The following is an 18,152-nucleotide window of genomic DNA, read 5'->3' as shown; positions in this document are numbered from 1 at the left end:
TTCAAGGACTTTCACCGTGGCTGACACCCAGAACAACGAGGTCGAGGAGACCTTCGAGACCGACGAGCAGGGCCTCGCCTACACCAGCGAGACCACCCCGTCCGCCGACTCCGCCGCCCACCCGGCGACCATCGCCCCCGGCGCGGCCACCGGCCGCCGCAAGGAGGCGGTGGCCCGCGTCCGGATCGTCCCCGGCACCGGCAACTGGACGATCAACGGTCGCAGCATCGAGGACTACTTCCCCAACAAGCTGCACCAGCAGGTCGTCAACGAGCCGTTCGCGGCCCTGGGCCTCGAGGGCCGCTTCGACGTCATCGCCCGCATCCACGGCGGTGGCATCACCGGCCAGGCCGGCGCCCTGCGTCTCGGCGTGGCCCGGTCCCTCAACGCCGTCGACGTCGAGGCCAACCGCCCGACCCTCAAGAAGGCCGGCCTGCTGACCCGCGACGCCCGCGCGACCGAGCGCAAGAAGGCCGGTCTCAAGAAGGCCCGCAAGGCTCCGCAGTACAGCAAGCGCTGATCGCCGTACGGCACAGCACGACGGGACCACGCTCCGCAGCAGCGGTCGTGGTCCCGTCGGCGTTGGCGGGCGGCTCGGCGCCGCCGAGGGGAGAGAGATGACGCGCATCTTCGGGACCGACGGCGTCCGCGGGCTGGCCAACGGCGAGCTGACGGCGGAGCTGGCGCTGGGCCTCGGCGTGGCCGCGGCGCGCGTGCTGGTGGAGCACGGCGACTTCAGCCGCCCGCGTCCGCTGGCCGTGGTGGGCCGCGACACCCGCATCTCGGGCCAGTTCCTCGAGCACGCGGTGGTCGCCGGGCTGGCCTCGGCGGGCGTGGACGTGCTCCAGCTGGACGTGCTGCCGACGCCCGGGGTCGCCTACCTCACCGACGCGCTCGGCGCCGACGTGGGCGTGGTGATCAGTGCGTCGCACAACCCGATGCCCGACAACGGCATCAAGTTCCTGGCTCGCGGCGGCGTGAAGCTCGACGACGGGCTGGAGCGGGAGATCGAGGAGCACCTCGGCCAGGCCTGGGAGCGGCCCACCGGGGCCGCTGTCGGCCGGGTGACGCCCTACGGCCCGGCGGCGGAGGAGTACGCCGCGCACCTGGTCGGCACCCTCGACGAGCCGCTCGCCGGACTGCGCGTGGTCCTCGACTGCGCCCACGGCGCGGCGAGCGACGTGGGACCCCGCGCGCTGGCCGCCGCGGGAGCCGAGGTGGTCGCCATCGGGGCGGAGCCCGACGGGCTCAACATCAACGACGGCTGCGGGTCCACCCACCTCGGCCTCCTGCAGAAGGCGGTCCTCGAGCACGGTGCGGACGCGGGCTTCGCCGTCGACGGCGACGCCGACCGCTGCCTGGCGGTCGACCACACCGGAGAGGTCGTCGACGGCGACCAGATCATGGCGATCCTCGCCCTCGCCCTCCGCCAGTCCGGCCGGCTGGTCGACGACACCCTGGTCGCCACGGTGATGAGCAACCTGGGCCTGGTGCAGGCGATGTCCGCCGCGGGCGTGGCCGTGCGGCAGACCTCGGTCGGGGACCGCTACGTGCTCGAGGACATGCGTGCCGGCGGCTACTCGCTCGGCGGCGAGCAGTCCGGACACGTGATCATGCGCGACCACGCCACCACCGGTGACGGCCTGTTGACGGCCCTCCACGTCCTCCAGCGGATGGCCGCCACCGGCCAGAGCCTGCAGCAGCTGGCCGCGGTGATGACCCGCCTGCCCCAGGTCCTCGTCAACGTGGCCGGCGTCGACCGCGGTCGCACCGACGACGTCGAGCTCGTCGCGGCGGTGGCCCGGGCGGAGGCGGAGCTCGGCGACACCGGCCGGGTGCTGCTGCGCCCGTCCGGCACCGAGCCGCTCGTGCGGGTGATGGTCGAGGCCCCGACCGCCGACCTCGCGCAGTCGGTGGCCGACCGGCTGGCCGACGTGGTCCGGGCGCGGCTGGCGCTCTGAGGCAGGACACCGAGGGGCCCGCGACCCGTCCCCGCCGGCCGGGGAGCCGCCGTCACCTGGCAGGGTGAGGGCATGACCGATTCCCCCCAGTTGGTCATCGACGGCCTGACCAAGCAGTTCGGCCCCGTCCGGGCCGTCGACGACCTCACCTTCACCGTCCGGCCCGGCGCCGTCACCGGCTTCCTCGGTCCCAACGGCGCCGGCAAGACCACCACCCTGCGGATGCTCCTGGGACTGACCAGGCCGACCGCGGGGACCGCGCTCGTCGGGGGCCGGCCGTACGTCGACCACGACCGGCCGGGCCGCGTCGTGGGCGCCGCGCTCGAGGCGTCCAGCTTCCATCCCGGCCGCACCGGCCTGGGCCACCTCGAGGCCTACGCGCCGCAGGTCGGTGTCTCGCGGGCCCGGTGCGCGCAGGTGCTGGAGGCGGTCGGGCTCGACCAGGCCGCCGGCCGGCGCGTCGGGAAGTACTCCCTCGGCATGCGTCAGCGGCTCGGGCTGGCGACCGCGCTGCTCGCGGACCCGCCGGTGATCGTGCTGGACGAGCCGACCAACGGACTGGACCCCGAGGGCATCGTGTGGATCCGCGGGCTCCTGCGCCAGTTCGCCGCGGAGGGCCGCACGGTGCTGGTCTCCAGCCACCTGCTGCGTGAGGTCCAGGCCAGTGTCGACGAGGTGGTGATCATCGCCCAGGGCCGGCTGCGCCACGCCTCCTCCCTCACGAGCCTCCAGTCCCGCGCGACGCCCGCCACCTATGTCGAGGCGCCGGACCTCGAGGCCGTCACCCGCCTCGCCGCCGACCGCGGCTGGGCGGCGACGCCGGACGGGACGGGCCTGCTCGTGGACGGCGCGGCGTCGGCGGAGCTCGGCGGCGCCGCGCACGCGGCCGGCATCGAGCTGCATCAGCTGGTCCGCCGCGACGTCGACCTGGAGGCGCTCTTCTTCGAGCTCACCCGACCCGAGCCGGCCGCGGCAGCGCCGGGGGTGGCGGCATGAGGGCGGCGCTCGTCGCGGAGTACCGCAAGCTCGTCAGCACCCGGCTGTGGTGGCTGCTGCTGCTCGTCATGGCGGCCTACCTGGTCTTCATCGCCGCAGCGATCGGGGCCAGCATGACGCTGCTGGAGACCGAAGGCGCGGCGCCCCTGCGCGGCGAGGACGCCGCGCGGTCGACGTACTCGGTGGTCAACAGCATCGGCTACGTCTTCCCGCTCGTGATCGGCAGCCTGGCGATGACCACGGAGTTCCGGCACCAGACCATCACCCAGAGCCTGCTGGTCGAGCCCGACCGCACACGGTTCCTGGTCGCCAAGCTGCTCTCCGTGATCCCGATCGGGCTGCTCGCCGGCCTGGTGGGCGTCGCCGCGGTCGTCGCCGGCGGCGCGCCGTTCCTGGCGCTGGAGGGCGACGGCGCCATGCTCGGCGACGGCGACGTGGTGGTCGGGCTGGTGCTCGGGGTGCTGGTGATCGCGCTGTGGGCGGTGATCGGGGTCGCGTTCGGCTCGTGGGTCTCCAACCAGGTCGCCGCCATCGTGGTGATCCTCGCGTTCACCCAGTTCGTCGAGCCGATCGCCCGGCTGGTGCTCACCCAGGTCGGCAGCCTCGACCGGGTGGCGGCGTTCCTCCCCGGCGGTGCCGCCGACTCGCTGATCGGCGCCACCTTCCTCGGCGACCCGACGACGGTCGACCTGCTGCCGCGGTGGGCGGCCGCGCTGGTGCTCCTGGGCTACGCCGCGGTGTTCGCCGTGGTCGGGCGGCTCACCACGCTGCGCCGCGACATCGGCTGAGCGGGCCGCTAGGGTCTCCCGCTCGTGCGGATCGTTTCGGTGAACGCCTGGGGCGGGGCGATGTACGACGAGCTGGCGGCGTGGGTCCCGGTCGCCGGGGCGGACGTGCTGTGCCTGCAGGAGGTGACCCGGACGCCGGGGCTCACCGGCTGGACCCGGTTCGAGGACGGCGAGCGGACGCTGCCCCAGCGGGCCGACCTGCTGGGCGACCTCGCGGCCGCGCTGCCGGGTCACGCCGGCTGGTTCACGGTCAGCGACAGCGGCCCGGTGCGCGACGGAGCCGGCGCGGTGCACCGCCAGCACTTCGGGCTCGGCATGTTCGCCCGGCTGGAGCTGGCGCAGGTCGCGACCAGGGGCGCCCACGTCCACCGGGCGTACGCCGACCACGGCGAGGCGTGGCCGCACAGCGACCGGCCCCGGGCGGCGCAGGTCGCGCGCTTCCACGACCACGAGCACGGCCGGCACGTCACGCTGGGCCACCTCCACGGCCTGCGCGACGCCGGCGGGAAGGCGGACACCCCCGCCCGCCGGGCCCAAGCCGAGCGGCTCGCGGAGCTGGTGGAGAGCGTGCGCGAGCCCGGTGACCTGGTGGTGGTGTGCGGCGACCTCAACGTGCTGCCGGGCAGCGTGACCTTCGAGGTGCTGGCGCAGATCGGCCTCACCGACCTGGTCGGCGAGGCCGACACCCGCACCACGCGCTATCGCAAGCCGGTGCGGCACGCCAGCTACCTGCTGGTCTCGGATCCCGGGAGGGTGCGGTCGTTCGAGGTGGTCGCGGCGCCGGAGGTGTCCGACCATCGGGCGCTGATGGTGGAGCTCTGACTCGGAGCGGGCCGGCCCTCGCCGGCCCGGGCGCGCGGAGGCGTCACAGCTTGCGCAGCCGGACGTACCGCACGGCGTGGTCGGCCCCCTTGCGCAGCACCAGCGTCGCCCGGGAGCGCGTCGGCAGCACGTTCTGCTCCAGGTTGGGTCCGTTGATCTCGTCCCAGATCCGGCGGGCCTCGTCCACGGCGGCGTCGTGGTCGAGCGCGGCGTACTTCGCGAAGTAGGACTCCGGGTCCCGGAAGGCGGTCTCCCGCAGCTGGAGGAACCGGTCGACGTACCACTCGCGGATGTCGCCGGTGCGGGCGTCGACGAAGATGGAGAAGTCGAAGAAGTCCGACAGGCCCAGACCGGTGCGGCCGTCCTCGCGGACGCGTGCGGGCTGCAGCACGTTGAGCCCCTCGATGATGACGATGTCGGGGCTCTTGACGACGACCCGCTCGTCCGGCACGACGTCGTAGACCAGGTGGGAGTACACCGGGGCCTCGACGTCGTCCTTGCCGGACTTGATGTCGATCACGAACTTCATCAGCGCCCGGCGGTCGTAGGACTCGGGGAACCCCTTGCGGTGGAGCAGGCCGCGCCTCTCCAGCTCGGCGTTGGAGTAGAGGAAGCCGTCGGTGGTGACCAGGGCGACGTTGGGGTGCTCCGGCCACCGGCCCAGCATGTGCTGCAGGACCCGGGCGGTCGTCGACTTGCCGACGGCCACCGAGCCGGCGAGCCCGATCACGAACGGCGTGCGCGGGGGAGTGACGCCGTGCAGGAACGCCTCCTGCTCGCGGTGCAGCTTCGACGCCGAGCTGACGTAGAGGCTCAGCAGCCGGGACAGCGGCAGGTAGACGTCGCGGATCTCGCTCACGTCCAGCGACTCCCCGAGCCCGCGGAGCCGCCCGATCTCCTCCGTGGTCAGCGGGCTCTCGGTCTCCGAGGCCAGCATCGCCCACGTCGCCCGGTCCAGCTCGACGTACGGCGACGCCTCGGCCCGCGCCTCGTCGCCGTGGCGGTGGTTGTCCCCCGTGCTGTGGCCGGCCGACATGCCAGCGATTGTGGCAGTGCCCTCCGGGAGCGCCGCGGGCGCGTCCCGCATCCGGACCGCCTAGAGTTGGCGTCCATGTGCGGGATCGTCGGGTACGTCGGGCCGAGGTCGGCCCAGGACACCGTCCTCGACGGTCTGCGGCGGCTGGAGTACCGCGGCTACGACTCGGCGGGCGTCGCCGTGGTCCACGACGGCGCGCTGGCCGTGGAGAAGCGCGCCGGCAAGCTGGCCAACCTCGAGAAGGTGCTCGACGACCGGCCGCTGCCGAAGGCCGGGATCGGGATCGGACACACCCGCTGGGCCACCCACGGTCCGCCCAGCGACCTGAACGCGCACCCGCACACCGGCGGGGTGCGCCGGGTGGCGCTGGTGCACAACGGGATCATCGAGAACTTCGTCGAGCTGCGCGCCCGCGTCGAGGCCGACGGCCACGTGCTCCTCTCCCAGACCGACACCGAGATCGTGGCGCATCTCGTCGAGCTCCAGGTGCAGTCCGGGGTCAGCCTCACCACGGCCATGCAGCGGGTGTGCCAGCAGCTCGACGGCGCCTTCACCCTCGTCGCCGTCGACGCGGAGGACCCCGAGACCGTGGTCGCCGCCCGGCGCAACTCGCCGCTGGTGGTCGGCCTCGGCGAGGGGGAGAACTTCCTCGGCTCCGACGTGGCGGCGTTCATCGACTTCACGCGCGAGGCGCTCGAGCTGGGGCAGGACCAGATCGTGGTGCTGACCCGCGACCACGTCGAGGTCACCGACTTCCGGGGCGCGCCGGTCGAGGCCCGTCGGTTCCACGTCGACTGGGACCTGTCTGCCGCCGAGAAGGACGGCCACGACTGGTTCATGCGCAAGGAGATCTTCGAGCAGCCCCGCGCGGTCGCGGACTCGCTGATCGGCCGGCGCACCGCGGCGGGGCGCCTCCAGCTGGACGAGATGCGGCTCGCGGACGACGAGATCCGCGACATCGACAAGATCATCATCATCGCCTGCGGCACCTCCTTCTACGCCGGCATGGTGGCGAAGTACGCCATCGAGCACTGGACCCGCACCCCGGTCGAGGTCGAGCTTGCCTCGGAGTTCCGCTACCGCGACCCGATCATCGACCAGACCACGCTCATCGTCGCGATCAGCCAGTCCGGCGAGACCGCCGACACCCTGCAGGCGATCCGCCACGCGCGCAGCCAGAAGGCGCGGGTCCTGGCGATCTGCAACACCAACGGCTCCTCGATCCCGCGCGAGTCCGACGCGGTGATCTACACCCACGCCGGGCCGGAGATCGGCGTCGCGTCGACCAAGGGGTTCCTCACCCAGCTGGTCGCCTGCTACCTCCTGGCGCTCTACATCGCGCAGGTCAAGGGCACCCGGTACGGCGACGAGATCGACGAGATCATGGCGCAGCTCGAGGCGATGCCCGACCACATCGACGGCGTCCTGGCGGAGGCCGAGCGCGTCTATGCGCTGGCCCGTGCCCACGTGGAGTCGAAGTCGGTGCTGTTCCTCGGCCGGCACGCGGGCTACCCGGTCGCCCTGGAGGGCGCGCTCAAGCTCAAGGAGCTCGCCTACATCCACGCCGAGGGCTTCGCGGCCGGCGAGCTGAAGCACGGCCCGATCGCCCTCGTCGAGGAGGGACTGCCGGTCCTCTGCGTGGTGCCCCCGCGCGGGAGGGACAGCCTGCACGGCAAGATGATCAGCGGCATCCAGGAGGTCCGGGCCCGCGGAGCCCGCACCATCTGCCTCGCCGAGGAGGGCGACACCTCGATCGAGCCGTACGCCGACCACCTGCTCCCGCTGCCGAAGGTGCCGGTGCTGCTCCAGCCCCTCGTCGCGGCCGTCCCGCTGCAGCTGTTCGCCTGCGAGCTGGCCACCGCGCTCGGCCACGACGTCGACCAACCGCGCAACCTCGCCAAGTCCGTCACCGTGGAGTAGGCGGCGGTCTGGATGGCGGTGGTGGGCGTCGGGGTCGACGTGTGCGACATCGCTCGGTTCGACGAGTCGTGCCGTCGTACGCCTGCTCTGGTGGACAAGCTCTTCGTCGGTGACGAGCTCGGTCTGCCGGTCGCCTCGCTGGCCGCGCGGTTCGCGGCCAAGGAGGCACTGGCCAAGGCGCTCGGTGCCCCGGGCGGCATGGCGTGGCACGACGCCGAGGTGGTGCGGCTCGACTCGGGGCGGCCGGTCCTCGAGCTCCGGGGCACGGTCCGCGCCGTGGCCGACCGGCTCGGGGTGCGCTCAGTCCACCTCTCGCTCTCCCACGACGGCGGAGTGGCCACCGCGATGGTGGTGCTCGAGGACTGAGCCACCCTCGGCCCGGCCACCGGAGACTCAGGTCCCCGTGCGGACGAACCCGGACTCGTAGGCGAGGATCACGGCCTGCACCCGGTCCTTGACCCCCAGCTTGCCCAGCACGCTGCGGACGTGGGTCTTCACCGTCTCGACGCCGAGCACCAACCGGTCGGCGATCTCGGCGTTGCTCAACCCGGCGGCGAGCAGCCGGAGCACGTCCCGCTCCCGGTCGGTGAGCCGGGCCAGCCGGCGCGCGAGCTCGGTGGCCTGCGGGGACGCCGCCTGCCGTGCCGCGTCGCGGGTCCGGCCGGCGACCAGCGCGCGCAGCGCCTCCGGGAAGAGCAGCGCCTCGCCGGCCGCGACCGTGCGGACGGCGGCCGCGACCCGCGCGGGGGCGTCGCGCTTCAGGAGGAAGCCGTGGGCGCCGGCGACCAGGGCGTCGAAGACGTAGTCGTCGTTCTCGAAGGTCGTGACCACGACCACCTTCGGTGGCCGCGGCTGACGTGCGAGCAGCGTGGTGGCGGTGATCCCGTCGACGTGCGGCATCCGGACGTCCATCAGCACCACGTCGGGACCGACGCGGCGGGCGAGGGCGACCGCCTCGGCGCCGTCGGCGGCCTCGCCGACGACCACGATGTCGGGCTCGGCCTCCAGGATCGCCCGCAGCCCCCCGCGCACGAGGGGCTCGTCGTCGGCGAGCAGCACGGTGGTCACCGGGTCGGCTCCGACGGGTCGGTCGTCGGGATGGTCGCCACCAGCTGCCACCGGTCCCCGACCACGCCCGCCTCGAGCGCGCCGCCGAGGGCGGCGACCCGCTCCCGGAGGCCCACGAGGCCACGCCCGCCGCGGGACCGGCTCGTCGCCTGGTCGGCGCCGAGGGGGTTGGCAGACGAGATCCGCAGCACTCCGCGGTCGTGGACCACCTCCAGGGTGGCCGTGCCGTCGCCGGACCAGCGCAGCGCGTTGGTCAGCGACTCCTGCGCGACCCGGTAGCCCTCGCGGCTGACGACGGACGGCAGCGCGGACAGGTCGCCGCCGGTCCGGTGGTCCACCTCGAGGCCCGCCGTGCGCGTCGCGCCGACCAGCTCCTCGAGGGTGGTGAGGTCGGCGGCCTGGGGACGCGGTGCCGCGGAGTCACGGAGCAGGCCCAGGACCCGGTCGAGGTCCGCGGTGGCACGGCGGGCGGCGTCCTCGATCGCCTCCAGCGCGTCCCGGGCGAACGCCGGGTCGGTCGCGAGGACCCGTCGGGCCGCACCCGCCTGCACGCTCACCAGCGACAGCGCGTGGCCGACGCCGTCGTGGATCTCGCGGGCCAGACGGTTCCGCTCGACGGCCCGGTCGACGTCGCGCTCCAGCAGGGCGATCCGCTCCGCGTAGGACGGGCCGAGCAGGCGTGGCGCGAGCGCGGCCAGACCGGTGCCGAGCGCCACGGCGAGGAGCACCGTGCCGCCGAGGACCGGCACGGCCCACCAGCCGCCGACGACCAGCGCCGCGGTGACGCCGGCGGCGATCGCCGCGCCGGCCAGCAGGTGGGCGAGGAACCAGCCGAGCGTCCGGCCCCGCTGCGAGGCGGTCCGCGCGGGCTCGCCGGCACCCGGCACGTCGACACCGAGGAGCGACGTCGCCGCGACGCCCTCGACGGTCCGCATCGCCGGCAGCAGGCCCAGCAGCACCGGCGGCAGCACGACGAGGCCCGCTCCGAGCCCCACCACCGCCCACAGCGGCAGCCGGGTCTCCTGGTGGAGCAGCGCGACGACGGTGGTGTCGACGAGCGCCAGCGCGAGGGCGAGGGCGGCGCCGATCAGCACGAAGACCACGCGCAGCGGGGCCCGCTCGACGGTCAGCTGCATGAGGTGATTCTGGCAGTGCGGCGCAGGCGACGGATCCCTCGCGTGAGGGAGGCGGTTCCCTCCCCGGCGGGACGCCGAACCGCTCCCGGCCGACCACGCTCGACCCATGGCCACCACGACGCGCACCACCGTGCGACCCCCAGCCGACCCACGTCACCCCGGACCGTCCCCGACGACGCATCCCGTCGCGAGGACCGCGGCGCTCGCCGGAGCGCTCGGCGTGGCGCTGGCCGGCGCGGCGTCGTACTGGCTGCTGGAGCCGGACAGCTATCCCGACCACCTCCGGCCCGGAGCCGGCACCGGGTCGTTGCTCAACCTCCTCGCCCCGACGGCGGGCGCCGCGGCGCTCCTCCTCTGGGGCACGACGGCAGCGCTGCTCGCCGGGTGGGTGCTGGCCCACCGTCCGGTCGGTACGGTGCCGGGAGCGGTCGTCGCGTCGTACGCGGCCGGGTCGCTGCTGCTGCTGACCGACCTCAAGCTGCTGGTCACCCTCGGCTATGCCGCCGCCATCCTCGGCCCGCCGCTGCTGCTGCTGTACCTCACCGTGGCGGCGGTCCGCGCCCCTCGGCTGTGGTGGCTGCCGGTCGGGCTGCTCGTCGCCGGCCTCGGTGGGCCCGTCCTCGCCGGCGTCGACGCGGCCGATGTCGCGGACTTCGGTCGGGCGCTGGGCGGCGGGCTGCGGGACTCCGCCGCCGGAATCCTGCTCAACGCGGGGGTCTTCGCCGGCGGCCTGCTGTGGGCGGTCGTCGCGCTCCGCGTCTCGGGCGTGCGCTGGTGGGGCGAGGCGCCGGTGGTCAGCGGCTACCGGCGGCCGCGGCGCGACTGGGGCTGGTGGGTCACGATCGTGGCCGCGCTGGGTCCGGTGCCCTACGGCCTCGTCCGGCTGACCTGGCTCACTCCCTGGCCGGCCTTCGCTGCGGGCGGCGACGTGCACGCCGACCCGGGTGCCCGGGTGTTCGGGATCTCCCTCGGCATCGCCGCCCTCGGTGGAGCGGTGCTGACGCTCGGGCTCCTCGCACGGTGGGGGACGACGTACCCGCGGTGGCTGCCCGCGGTCGGTGGCCGGGTCGTCTCGCCGGGCTGGCCGACGGCGACCGCGATCGGTGTCGGCCTCGCCGTGACCGTGGCCGGCCGGGCGATGGTGCAGCTGATCCTCGCCGACCCCGACCTGCCCGTGTCGGCGGTCGAGGTGCTGCTGGTGATGCCGTTCCCCCTGTGGGGGCCGGCGCTGGTCGCGGCCGCCGTCGCCTACCACCGCCGTCGGCACGGTGCGGCTAGCGTGAGTGCGTGATCCGCGCGCACACCGTCGAGCAGGTCCGTCGAGCCGAGGGCGAGCTGCTCGCGCGGCTGCCGGAGGGGGCCCTCATGCAGCGGGCGGCCCACGGACTGGCGCACGCGGTGACCGACTTCCTGGGCTCCGCCTACGGTCGCCGCGTCCTCCTGCTGGTCGGGTCGGGCGACAACGGCGGCGACGCGCTGTACGCCGGCGCGCTGCTGGCCCGGCGCGGCGCCCAGGTGGAGGCCTGGCTCCTCTCCGCCACCGTGCACCCGGAAGGCCTCCGCGCCCTGCGCCGGGCGGGCGGCACCGCGACGGACGCGTCCGCTGCGGTGCCGGACCCGCGACGCCCGGAGGTGGTCGTCGACGGCATCGTCGGCATCGGTGGGCGTCCGGGGCTGCGACCCCCGGCGGCCGCAGCGCTGTCGGTCCTGGCCGGGGTGCCGGTGGTGGCGGTGGACGTGCCCTCGGGAGTCGGGGTCGACACCGGCGAGGTGGCCGGTCCGCACGTGACCGCCGACGTGACCGTCACCTTCGGCACCCACAAGGCCTGTCACCTGGTCGACCCGGCGGCGGCCGCGTGCGGGGCCGTGCACCTCGTCGACATCGGGCTCGACATGGGGCCGGATGGGGGATCCGACGCGGGGGACGGGGCGACCGTCGAGGCGTTGCAGCCGGCCGACGTGGCGCGCCTGGTGCCGCGGCCCGCCGCCGACGCGCACAAGTACAGCCGCGGGGTGGTGGGCGTGCGCGCCGGCTCCGCCCGCTATCCGGGGGCCGGGGTGCTCAGCGTGGCCGGCGCTTCGTGCGGGCTGGCCGGCATGGTGCGCTACGACGGCGACGAGGCGGTGCTCGAGCAGGTGCGGGCCCGGTTCCCGGAGGTCGTCGGGCCCGGGCGGGTCCAGGCCTGGGTGGTGGGCTCGGGCAGCGACGCGTCGGCCGAGGAGAGCCTGCGCGCCTCGCTCGCCGACGCGGTGCCGCTGGTCGTCGACGCGGACGCCCTCGGCTTCGCCCACCTCGTCCGCGGCACGCCGGCGGTGCTGACCCCCCACGCAGGGGAGCTCGCGCGAATGCTCGACCTCGACCGGGCGACGGTCGAGGCCCGCCCCCTCGAGCTGGCCCGCCGCACGGCCGAGGAGTACGACGCCGTGGTGCTGCTCAAGGGACGCCGCACCGTCGTCGCCCGGCCCGGCGGAGCGGTCCGGGTGACCACCTCCGGCACCCCGTGGCTGGCGACCGCGGGCGCCGGTGACGTGCTCGGTGGGCTGGTCGGGGCGCTGCTCGCCGGAGGGCTGGAGCCGTTCGACGCCGCCTCGGTGGGCTCCTGGCTGCACGGGGCCGCGGCCACGCTGGCATCGGGGGGCTCACGGTCGGTGCGGTCCGGCCCCGTCGTGACCGGTGGCCCGATCGTCGCCGCCGACGTGGCCGCCGCCCTGCCGGCCCTGCTCGCCACCCTCTGAGCCGCCGGATGGGAGGATGGCTCCCATGCCCAGCCCGTCGGCGTCGCTCGGTCCAGCCGAGATCGTCGTCGACGTGGCCGCGATCCGGGCCAACGCGCGGGTGCTCCGCGAGACTGCCGGCGTCCCGCTGATCGCGGTCGTGAAGGCCGACGGCTACGGGCACGGCATGGTCGAGGCGGCAGTGGCCGCGCGCGCGGGCGGCGCCGAGTGGCTGGCCACGGCCACCCTGGAGGAGGCGCTCGCGCTCCGGGCCGCCGGGGTCGATGGCCGGATCCTGTGCTGGCTCACCGCGCCGGGCGCCGACTACGCCGCCGGCGCGGCGGCCGACCTCGACGTCACCGCGTACTCGGTCGCCGAGCTGGACGCCGTCGCGGAGTCGCTGGGCGGCTCCGCGGCGCGACCGGCGCGGGTCCAGCTGAAGGTCGACACCGGGCTCTCCCGGGGTGGTGCCGCCCGTGCCGACTGGGCGGAGCTCTTCGCGCGCGCCCGCGCCGGCGAGCAGGACGGCACCTGGCGGATCACCGGGGTGTGGTCCCACCTCGCGTGCGCCGACGACCCGGACCACCCGGCCAACGACTCCCAGGAACAGGCCTTCCGGGCCGCCCTCGCGATGGCCGGATCGGCGGGACTGCGGCCCGAGGTCCGCCACCTCGCCAACTCCGCCGCCACCGTGCTGCGGCCGAGCGCGCGGTTCGACGCGGTGCGCTGCGGCATCGCCCTCTACGGGCTCGACCCCGCTCCGGGGCGCACGCCCGACCTCGGCCTGGTGCCGGCCATGACCGTGCGTGCGCCGCTGGTCATGGTGAAGGACCTGCAGCCGGGCGACTCGGTGTCCTACGGCCACCGGTGGACGGCGGACCGGCCCACCACGGTCGGGCTCGTGCCCGTCGGCTACGGAGACGGCATCCCGCGGCACGCGTCGGGGATCACCACCGCCGGCAGCACGCCCGCCGGCGGCGCGGACCGGTCACGCGCGGCCGTGGCCGAGGTGGCGGTCGACGGGCGGCGTCGGCCGATCCGCGGGACGGTCTGCATGGACCAGGTCGTCGTCGACCTCGGCGGCGACCGGCCTCCGGTCGGCACCGAGGTCGTCGTGTTCGGACCGCCCTCCGCCGGTGGCCCCACCGCCCAGGACTGGGCCGAGGCGTGCGGCACCATCAACTACGAGATCGTGACCAGGATCGGAGGCCGGATGGCCCGCAGGCACGTCGACTCGGCAGCGGAGGCGGACCGATGAGCAGGCGAGCGCGGGTGCTGGGCTCGCTCGCCGGTGCGGTCGGCGTCGCCGCCGCCGGCACCGCTGCCGTGGGAGTCCTCCGCCAGCAGCGGCAGATCAGCCGTCGCGCCGGACAGGACGTCCCGTTCGGCTCGCTGCGGTCGGCGCCGGTGACGGTCGTCGCCGACGACGGCGTGCCACTGCACGTCGAGGTCGACGAGGTGGACCTGCGGCAACCGGCCGGCTCGGTCGGCCGCCTGCTGCGCCGGGCCCCGGGGGCGGCACCGCCGGTCACCGTGGTCTTCGTGCACGGCTACTGCCTGACGCTCGACTGCTGGCACTTCCAGCGCGCGGCCTATCGCGGCCTGGTCCGCACCGTCTACTACGACCAGCGCTCCCACGGCCGCTCGGGCCGCTCGGACCGCGAGCACTCGACCATCGAGCAGCTCGGTCGCGACCTCAAGGCGGTGATCGACGCGACCACGCCGGACGGACCGGTCGTCCTGGTCGGTCACTCGATGGGCGGCATGTCGATCGTCGCGTTCACCGAGCAGTTCCCCGAGCTCATCGGCGACCGCGTCGTCGGCGTCGGGCTGGTCGCGACCACCGCCGGAGGCCTGGACCCCAGCCGGATCCTGCTGCCGATGGCCCCGGCCCGGCTGCTGGCGCCACTCACGCTCGGCGCCGTCCGCACGCTGCACCGGGGCCACCGCGTGGTCGACGCCCTGCGGCGGGCCGGTGCGGCCGTCGCGACGGTCGCCACCGACCGGTTCGCCTTCGGCGACGAGGTGCCCGAGTGCTACGTCGAGTTCGTCGACCAGATGCTGGCAGCCACACCCTTCGAGGTGGTCGCCGACTTCTTCCCGCACTTCGCCGGCCTCGACAAGTTCGACCACGTGGAGGTGCTCGGGCGCGTCCCCACCTCCGTCATCGGCGGCACCGATGACCGGCTCACCTCCATCGGCCACTCCCGCAAGCTGCACGCGCGGATCTCCGGCTCCCGCCTGCTGGAATGCGAAGGGGCCGGTCACATGGTCATCCTCGAGCGGCACGACCTGGTCAACGCCGAGCTCGACCAGCTGATCACCGCTGCGACGGCGAGGATCGCGGCTCGATGACCCGCGAGGTCAGGCTGGTCGGTCCCGAGTCCGCCGCCGAGGTGCTCGCCGTCGTGCGCGCGGCCTTCGCCGACCGCCCGGTGCTCGACCCGCCCGCCGATGCGCTGGGGGAGACCGAGGACTCGATCGCTGCCCTGCTCGACCACGACGGTGGGCTGCTCGTCGTCGACGACGGGCGTCCGGTCGGGGCCGTCGTGCTGGACCCCGTCGACGCCGCGCTCTACCTGCGCCGGTTCGGCGTCGACCCGGCGGCCCAGGGCCGCGGCGTCGCCCGCGACCTGGTGCGGGCCGCCCTCGCCCACGCCTGCCGCCGCGGCACCGCCGACCGGCTCGTCGTGCTGGCCCGCGACGAGCTCCCGCGCACGGTGCAGTTCTGGCGCGACATGGGGTTCGCCGAGACGGCCCACCGGGCGCCGTACGTCGAGCTGGCGCGACCGGTGCCGGTCGCGGTCGACGTGCCGGACGCCGAGGGCATGCGGACCCTGGGCCGGCGGCTCGCCGACCACCTCCGTCCGGGTGACCTCGTCGTGCTCAGCGGCGATCTCGGCGCCGGCAAGACGACGTTCACCCAGGGTCTCGGGGCGGGGCTCGGCGTGCGCGGCGAGGTGACCTCGCCGACCTTCGTGATCGCCCGGGTCCACCCCCCGCTGGCCGACGGGCCTCCGCTCGTCCACGTCGACGCCTACCGGCTGGGCGGCGCCGCCGAGCTGGACGACCTGGACCTCGACACCGAGCTCGACGACGCCGTGACGGTGGTCGAGTGGGGCACCGGCCTCGCCGAGGGCCTGGCCGACGCCCGGCTCGAGATCCGCATCGCCCGGGCGACGGCGAGCACCGAGGTCGACCCCGAGCGGGATCCCCGGGTGGTCGAGATCGACCCCGTGGGCCGACGCTGGCTCGGTGTTCGGTTCGACCTGCTCGGCGCCTGACGCCGGTCCCGACGGGCGGGTCGCGACGGGCGATTGCGGTTCGGGGGTTCCCCAGTGCGAGGTTCCCTCAGTACCGTGACCCGCGTCGACCGACCGCGAGGCTCGTTCTCGGGCACAGGGGGAGATCAGGTGATCCGACGAGTCCTTGCCGTCCTCGGCGTGCTGTGCTGCGTCGTCACGGCGGCCGCGATCGGCACGCCCGGGCCCTCCACGGCCACCCCCGTCGCCCCGGCGCGAGCGCTCGGCGACCCCTGCGGCGCGCGGCTGGTCAAGCCGACCGGCGGCTACTGGATCTGCACGATGGCCGACTACTTCAGCGGGTCCACCATGAATCCCGACCTCTGGGTGGGCGTGGACAAGCCGGGCACGTCGGGCGATCTCTGCGTGATCAGCGATGCGCGCACCGTCGTCCAGCGCTTCGGCAAGCTGCGTCTCTCCGTACGGCGAGCCGGCTCCGGCCTCGAGTGCCCGCTCCGGGCCGACGGCACCAGGGGCTCCTACGTCGGCAGCTGGGTCAGCTCCCACTACCGCTGGAGCCAGCAGTACGGGCGGATCGAGGCCAGGATCAAGGTCCGGGCCGCCAGCCGCCCGGGCCTGCACGAGGCGTTCTGGCTGTGGCCCGACGTGCGCTACACCTCCGACTCGCCCTGGCCGAGCAGCGGGGAGATCGACGTGGTCGAGACCTTCTCGGCCTACCCGGACCTCGCCATCCCGCACCTGCACTACGGCCCCGACGACAACGGCGGTCCGGTGCCCGGGCTGAACACCGCGTGGGACTGCCGCGCGCCACGGGGCCAGTGGCACACCTACGTCCTCGAGTGGACGCCCCACCGGCTCACCATCCGCGTCGACGGCAGGACCTGCCTGGTCAACACGCACGGTGCGAGCAGTTTCCGCAAGCCGTTCATCCTCAACTTCACCCAGCTCCTCGGAGGCGGCCACAACCGGTTCGACGGGCAGGTCTCGCTCCCCGCGACCATGGAGGTCGACCACGTGCGGGCCTGGCGGTAGCCGGCTCGTCGCACTCCCTTGGGACGATCGTCCCCGTGGATCTGGGCCTCGCCGCACCCCGGTCCCGAGGTCCGTGACCTCTCCTGACCAGCCGGGTCCGCCCGCCAGGCCGTGTCGCCGACCGTCCGCGGATTCCTAGCCTGGAAAGGCCTTCGCGGAGGGGGAAGCGGCACGGGGTCGCGGTCCGCGAGGAGCTGATCTTGGGGGATCTCCATGCGGACCATCAAGTCCGTCGTGCTCGTGCTGCTCTGCGCCGCCGGGTTCGTCGTACACACCACCACGGCCTCGAGCCAGCCCGCCGGACCTGCTGCCCACACGCAGGTGCAGGTGGCGGCCGCCGGCTCGTCCAAGCCGGTGCTCGGCAGGCCCGTCACCCGACGGAAGTCGCTCACCTTCAAGGGCCGGGCCCGGCCCCACGCCCGGGTGCGGCTGCAGGTCCGGGCCGGGGACCGCTGGGTGGTCAAGCGCACGGTGCGGACCGACCGCCGCGGGCGGTTCGGCGTCCGGATCGCCAACCCGAAGCGGACGCGGTCCTACCGGGTCGTGGTGAACCGGCGCGCCAGCGCGGTGCGCCGCGTCGAGCGGAAGTCCCGGCCCAAGCCGCCGCCGGCCCCGGTCGACGCCTGCGGCACCCGGCCGGCCCGGCCCGACGGCTCCTACTACGAGTGCACCTTCGTCGAGCAGTTCGCCGGCACCGAGCTCGACCCCACGCGCTGGCTGCCGCAGCACATGGCCGGCGCCGCGGGCGACGCCTGCTACATCAACAGCCCCGAGACCGTGCGCGTGGCCGACGGCGTCCTGCGCCTGTCCGCGCGGCCGGCCGAGGGCGACCTGCAGTGCCCCCAGCGGGCCGACGGGACCCGCGGCTCGGTGACCGGCGGCTGGGTGAGCACCTACCGACGCTGGGGCCAGCAGTACGGCCGGTTCGAGGCGCGGATCAAGGTGAGCGACCACGCCACCGCGGGCCTGCACGAGGCGTTCTGGCTCTGGCCCGACGTGCGGACCGCGTCCGACCGCGAGTGGCCTGCGTCCGGCGAGATCGACATCATGGAGACCTACTCGCAGTACCCCGACCTGGTGGTGCCGTTCCTGCACTACAACGAGGACGACAACGGCGGGCCGGTCGACGGGCTCAACACCGCCTGGAACTGCCCCAGCTCGCGCGGCGAGTGGCACACCTACGGACTGGTCTGGACGGCCGACCGGCTGACCATCACCGTCGACGGCAAGACCTGCCTGGTGAACACGCACGGCGCCGAGAGCTTCCGCAAGGAGTTCATCATCAACCTCACCCAGGCGCTGGGCACCGGCACCAACCTCTACCGGAGCAGCAGCGTGCCGCTGCCCGCGACGATGGAGGTCGACTACGTGAAGGTCTGGCGCTGACCGCGCCGCGCTGAGCGGTCGCCGGTAGC

General features: G+C 74.5%; 17 protein-coding genes. 14 read left to right on the top strand and 3 right to left on the bottom strand.

All coding sequences use genetic code 11. The annotated features are described in order from the left end of the window. Positions 1–16 precede the first annotated feature (16 nt). From rpsI to ACPOLA_RS09280, 5 genes are all read left to right on the top strand, one after another. Positions 17–520, top strand: a complete 504-nt coding sequence (gene rpsI / locus ACPOLA_RS09300; RefSeq protein WP_435770137.1) for a 30S ribosomal protein S9 — start codon at positions 17–19, stop codon at positions 518–520. Positions 521–617: 97 nt separating this feature from the next. After that, positions 618–1,961, top strand: coding sequence for a phosphoglucosamine mutase (gene glmM, locus ACPOLA_RS09295; RefSeq protein ID WP_435770136.1), 1,344 nt, complete (start codon positions 618–620; stop codon positions 1,959–1,961). Between the two features lie 72 nt (positions 1,962–2,033). Continuing rightward, on the top strand, positions 2,034–2,957 hold the full coding sequence (locus ACPOLA_RS09290; RefSeq protein WP_435770135.1) for an ABC transporter ATP-binding protein: 924 nt from the start codon (positions 2,034–2,036) through the stop codon (positions 2,955–2,957). Next, positions 2,954–3,745: an ABC transporter permease gene (locus tag ACPOLA_RS09285; RefSeq protein WP_435770134.1), complete on the top strand. Its 792-nt coding sequence runs from the start codon at positions 2,954–2,956 to the stop codon at positions 3,743–3,745. Before ACPOLA_RS09290 ends, ACPOLA_RS09285 begins: the two co-directional genes overlap by 4 nt. Positions 3,746–3,769: 24 nt before the next feature. Next, complete coding sequence (locus tag ACPOLA_RS09280) at positions 3,770–4,567, top strand: endonuclease/exonuclease/phosphatase family protein (RefSeq protein ID WP_435770133.1); 798 nt, start codon at positions 3,770–3,772, stop codon at positions 4,565–4,567. Between the two features lie 43 nt (positions 4,568–4,610). Here ACPOLA_RS09280 and coaA read toward each other — a convergent pair whose 3' ends face one another. Then, entirely contained in the window at positions 4,611–5,603 is a 993-nt protein-coding gene (gene coaA, locus ACPOLA_RS09275) for a type I pantothenate kinase (RefSeq protein WP_435770132.1), read from the bottom strand. Positions 5,604–5,678: 75 nt separating this feature from the next. Here coaA and glmS point away from each other — a divergent pair, with 75 nt between their 5' ends. Next, a complete protein-coding gene (gene glmS / locus ACPOLA_RS09270; protein ID WP_435770131.1) occupies positions 5,679–7,523 on the top strand; it encodes a glutamine--fructose-6-phosphate transaminase (isomerizing) in 1,845 nt (614 codons plus the stop codon). 12 nt (positions 7,524–7,535) lie between these two features. Further along, complete coding sequence (locus ACPOLA_RS09265) at positions 7,536–7,889, top strand: holo-ACP synthase (RefSeq protein ID WP_435770130.1); 354 nt, start codon at positions 7,536–7,538, stop codon at positions 7,887–7,889. Positions 7,890–7,916: 27 nt separating this feature from the next. On the opposite strand, the gene ACPOLA_RS09260 is transcribed toward ACPOLA_RS09265, so the two are convergent. Continuing rightward, positions 7,917–8,591, bottom strand: a complete 675-nt coding sequence (locus ACPOLA_RS09260) for a response regulator (protein ID WP_435770129.1) — start codon at positions 8,589–8,591, stop codon at positions 7,917–7,919. Further along, entirely contained in the window at positions 8,588–9,727 is a 1,140-nt protein-coding gene (locus ACPOLA_RS09255) for a sensor histidine kinase (protein WP_435770128.1), read from the bottom strand. Before ACPOLA_RS09255 ends, ACPOLA_RS09260 begins: the two co-directional genes overlap by 4 nt. A 106-nt stretch (positions 9,728–9,833) precedes the next feature. Between ACPOLA_RS09255 and ACPOLA_RS09250 the strand changes: the two genes are divergently transcribed. The 7 genes from ACPOLA_RS09250 to ACPOLA_RS09220 all read left to right on the top strand — a co-directional run bounded on the left by ACPOLA_RS09250 (position 9,834) and on the right by ACPOLA_RS09220 (position 18,123). Beyond that, a complete protein-coding gene (locus ACPOLA_RS09250) occupies positions 9,834–11,018 on the top strand; it encodes a hypothetical protein (protein ID WP_435770127.1) in 1,185 nt (394 codons plus the stop codon). Beyond that, positions 11,015–12,463 (top strand): NAD(P)H-hydrate epimerase, encoded by a 1,449-nt coding sequence (locus tag ACPOLA_RS09245; protein ID WP_435770126.1) that lies wholly within the window; start codon positions 11,015–11,017, stop codon positions 12,461–12,463. Before ACPOLA_RS09250 ends, ACPOLA_RS09245 begins: the two co-directional genes overlap by 4 nt. Positions 12,464–12,488: 25 nt before the next feature. Beyond that, entirely contained in the window at positions 12,489–13,700 is a 1,212-nt protein-coding gene (gene alr, locus ACPOLA_RS09240; protein ID WP_435770125.1) for an alanine racemase, read from the top strand. Further along, positions 13,697–14,797: an alpha/beta fold hydrolase gene (locus ACPOLA_RS09235; RefSeq protein WP_435770124.1), complete on the top strand. Its 1,101-nt coding sequence runs from the start codon at positions 13,697–13,699 to the stop codon at positions 14,795–14,797. The genes alr and ACPOLA_RS09235 overlap by 4 nt, the downstream gene beginning before the upstream one ends. Then, the gene (gene tsaE, locus ACPOLA_RS09230) at positions 14,794–15,726 is read left to right on the top strand and encodes a tRNA (adenosine(37)-N6)-threonylcarbamoyltransferase complex ATPase subunit type 1 TsaE (RefSeq protein ID WP_435770123.1); all 933 of its coding nucleotides are present in this window, start codon (positions 14,794–14,796) and stop codon (positions 15,724–15,726) included. The genes ACPOLA_RS09235 and tsaE overlap by 4 nt, the downstream gene beginning before the upstream one ends. Before the next feature lie 129 nt (positions 15,727–15,855). After that, positions 15,856–16,737: a glycoside hydrolase family 16 protein gene (locus ACPOLA_RS09225; protein WP_435770122.1), complete on the top strand. Its 882-nt coding sequence runs from the start codon at positions 15,856–15,858 to the stop codon at positions 16,735–16,737. Between the two features lie 213 nt (positions 16,738–16,950). Then, complete coding sequence (locus tag ACPOLA_RS09220) at positions 16,951–18,123, top strand: glycoside hydrolase family 16 protein (RefSeq protein WP_435770121.1); 1,173 nt, start codon at positions 16,951–16,953, stop codon at positions 18,121–18,123. The last annotated feature ends 29 nt before the right edge of the window (positions 18,124–18,152 follow it).

Source organism: Nocardioides proteolyticus, assembly GCF_051280635.3.
Classification (GTDB): domain Bacteria; phylum Actinomycetota; class Actinomycetes; order Propionibacteriales; family Nocardioidaceae; genus Nocardioides.
Note: the sequence above shows the minus strand (reverse complement) of the source record. Positions and strands in the feature narration are given on the sequence as shown.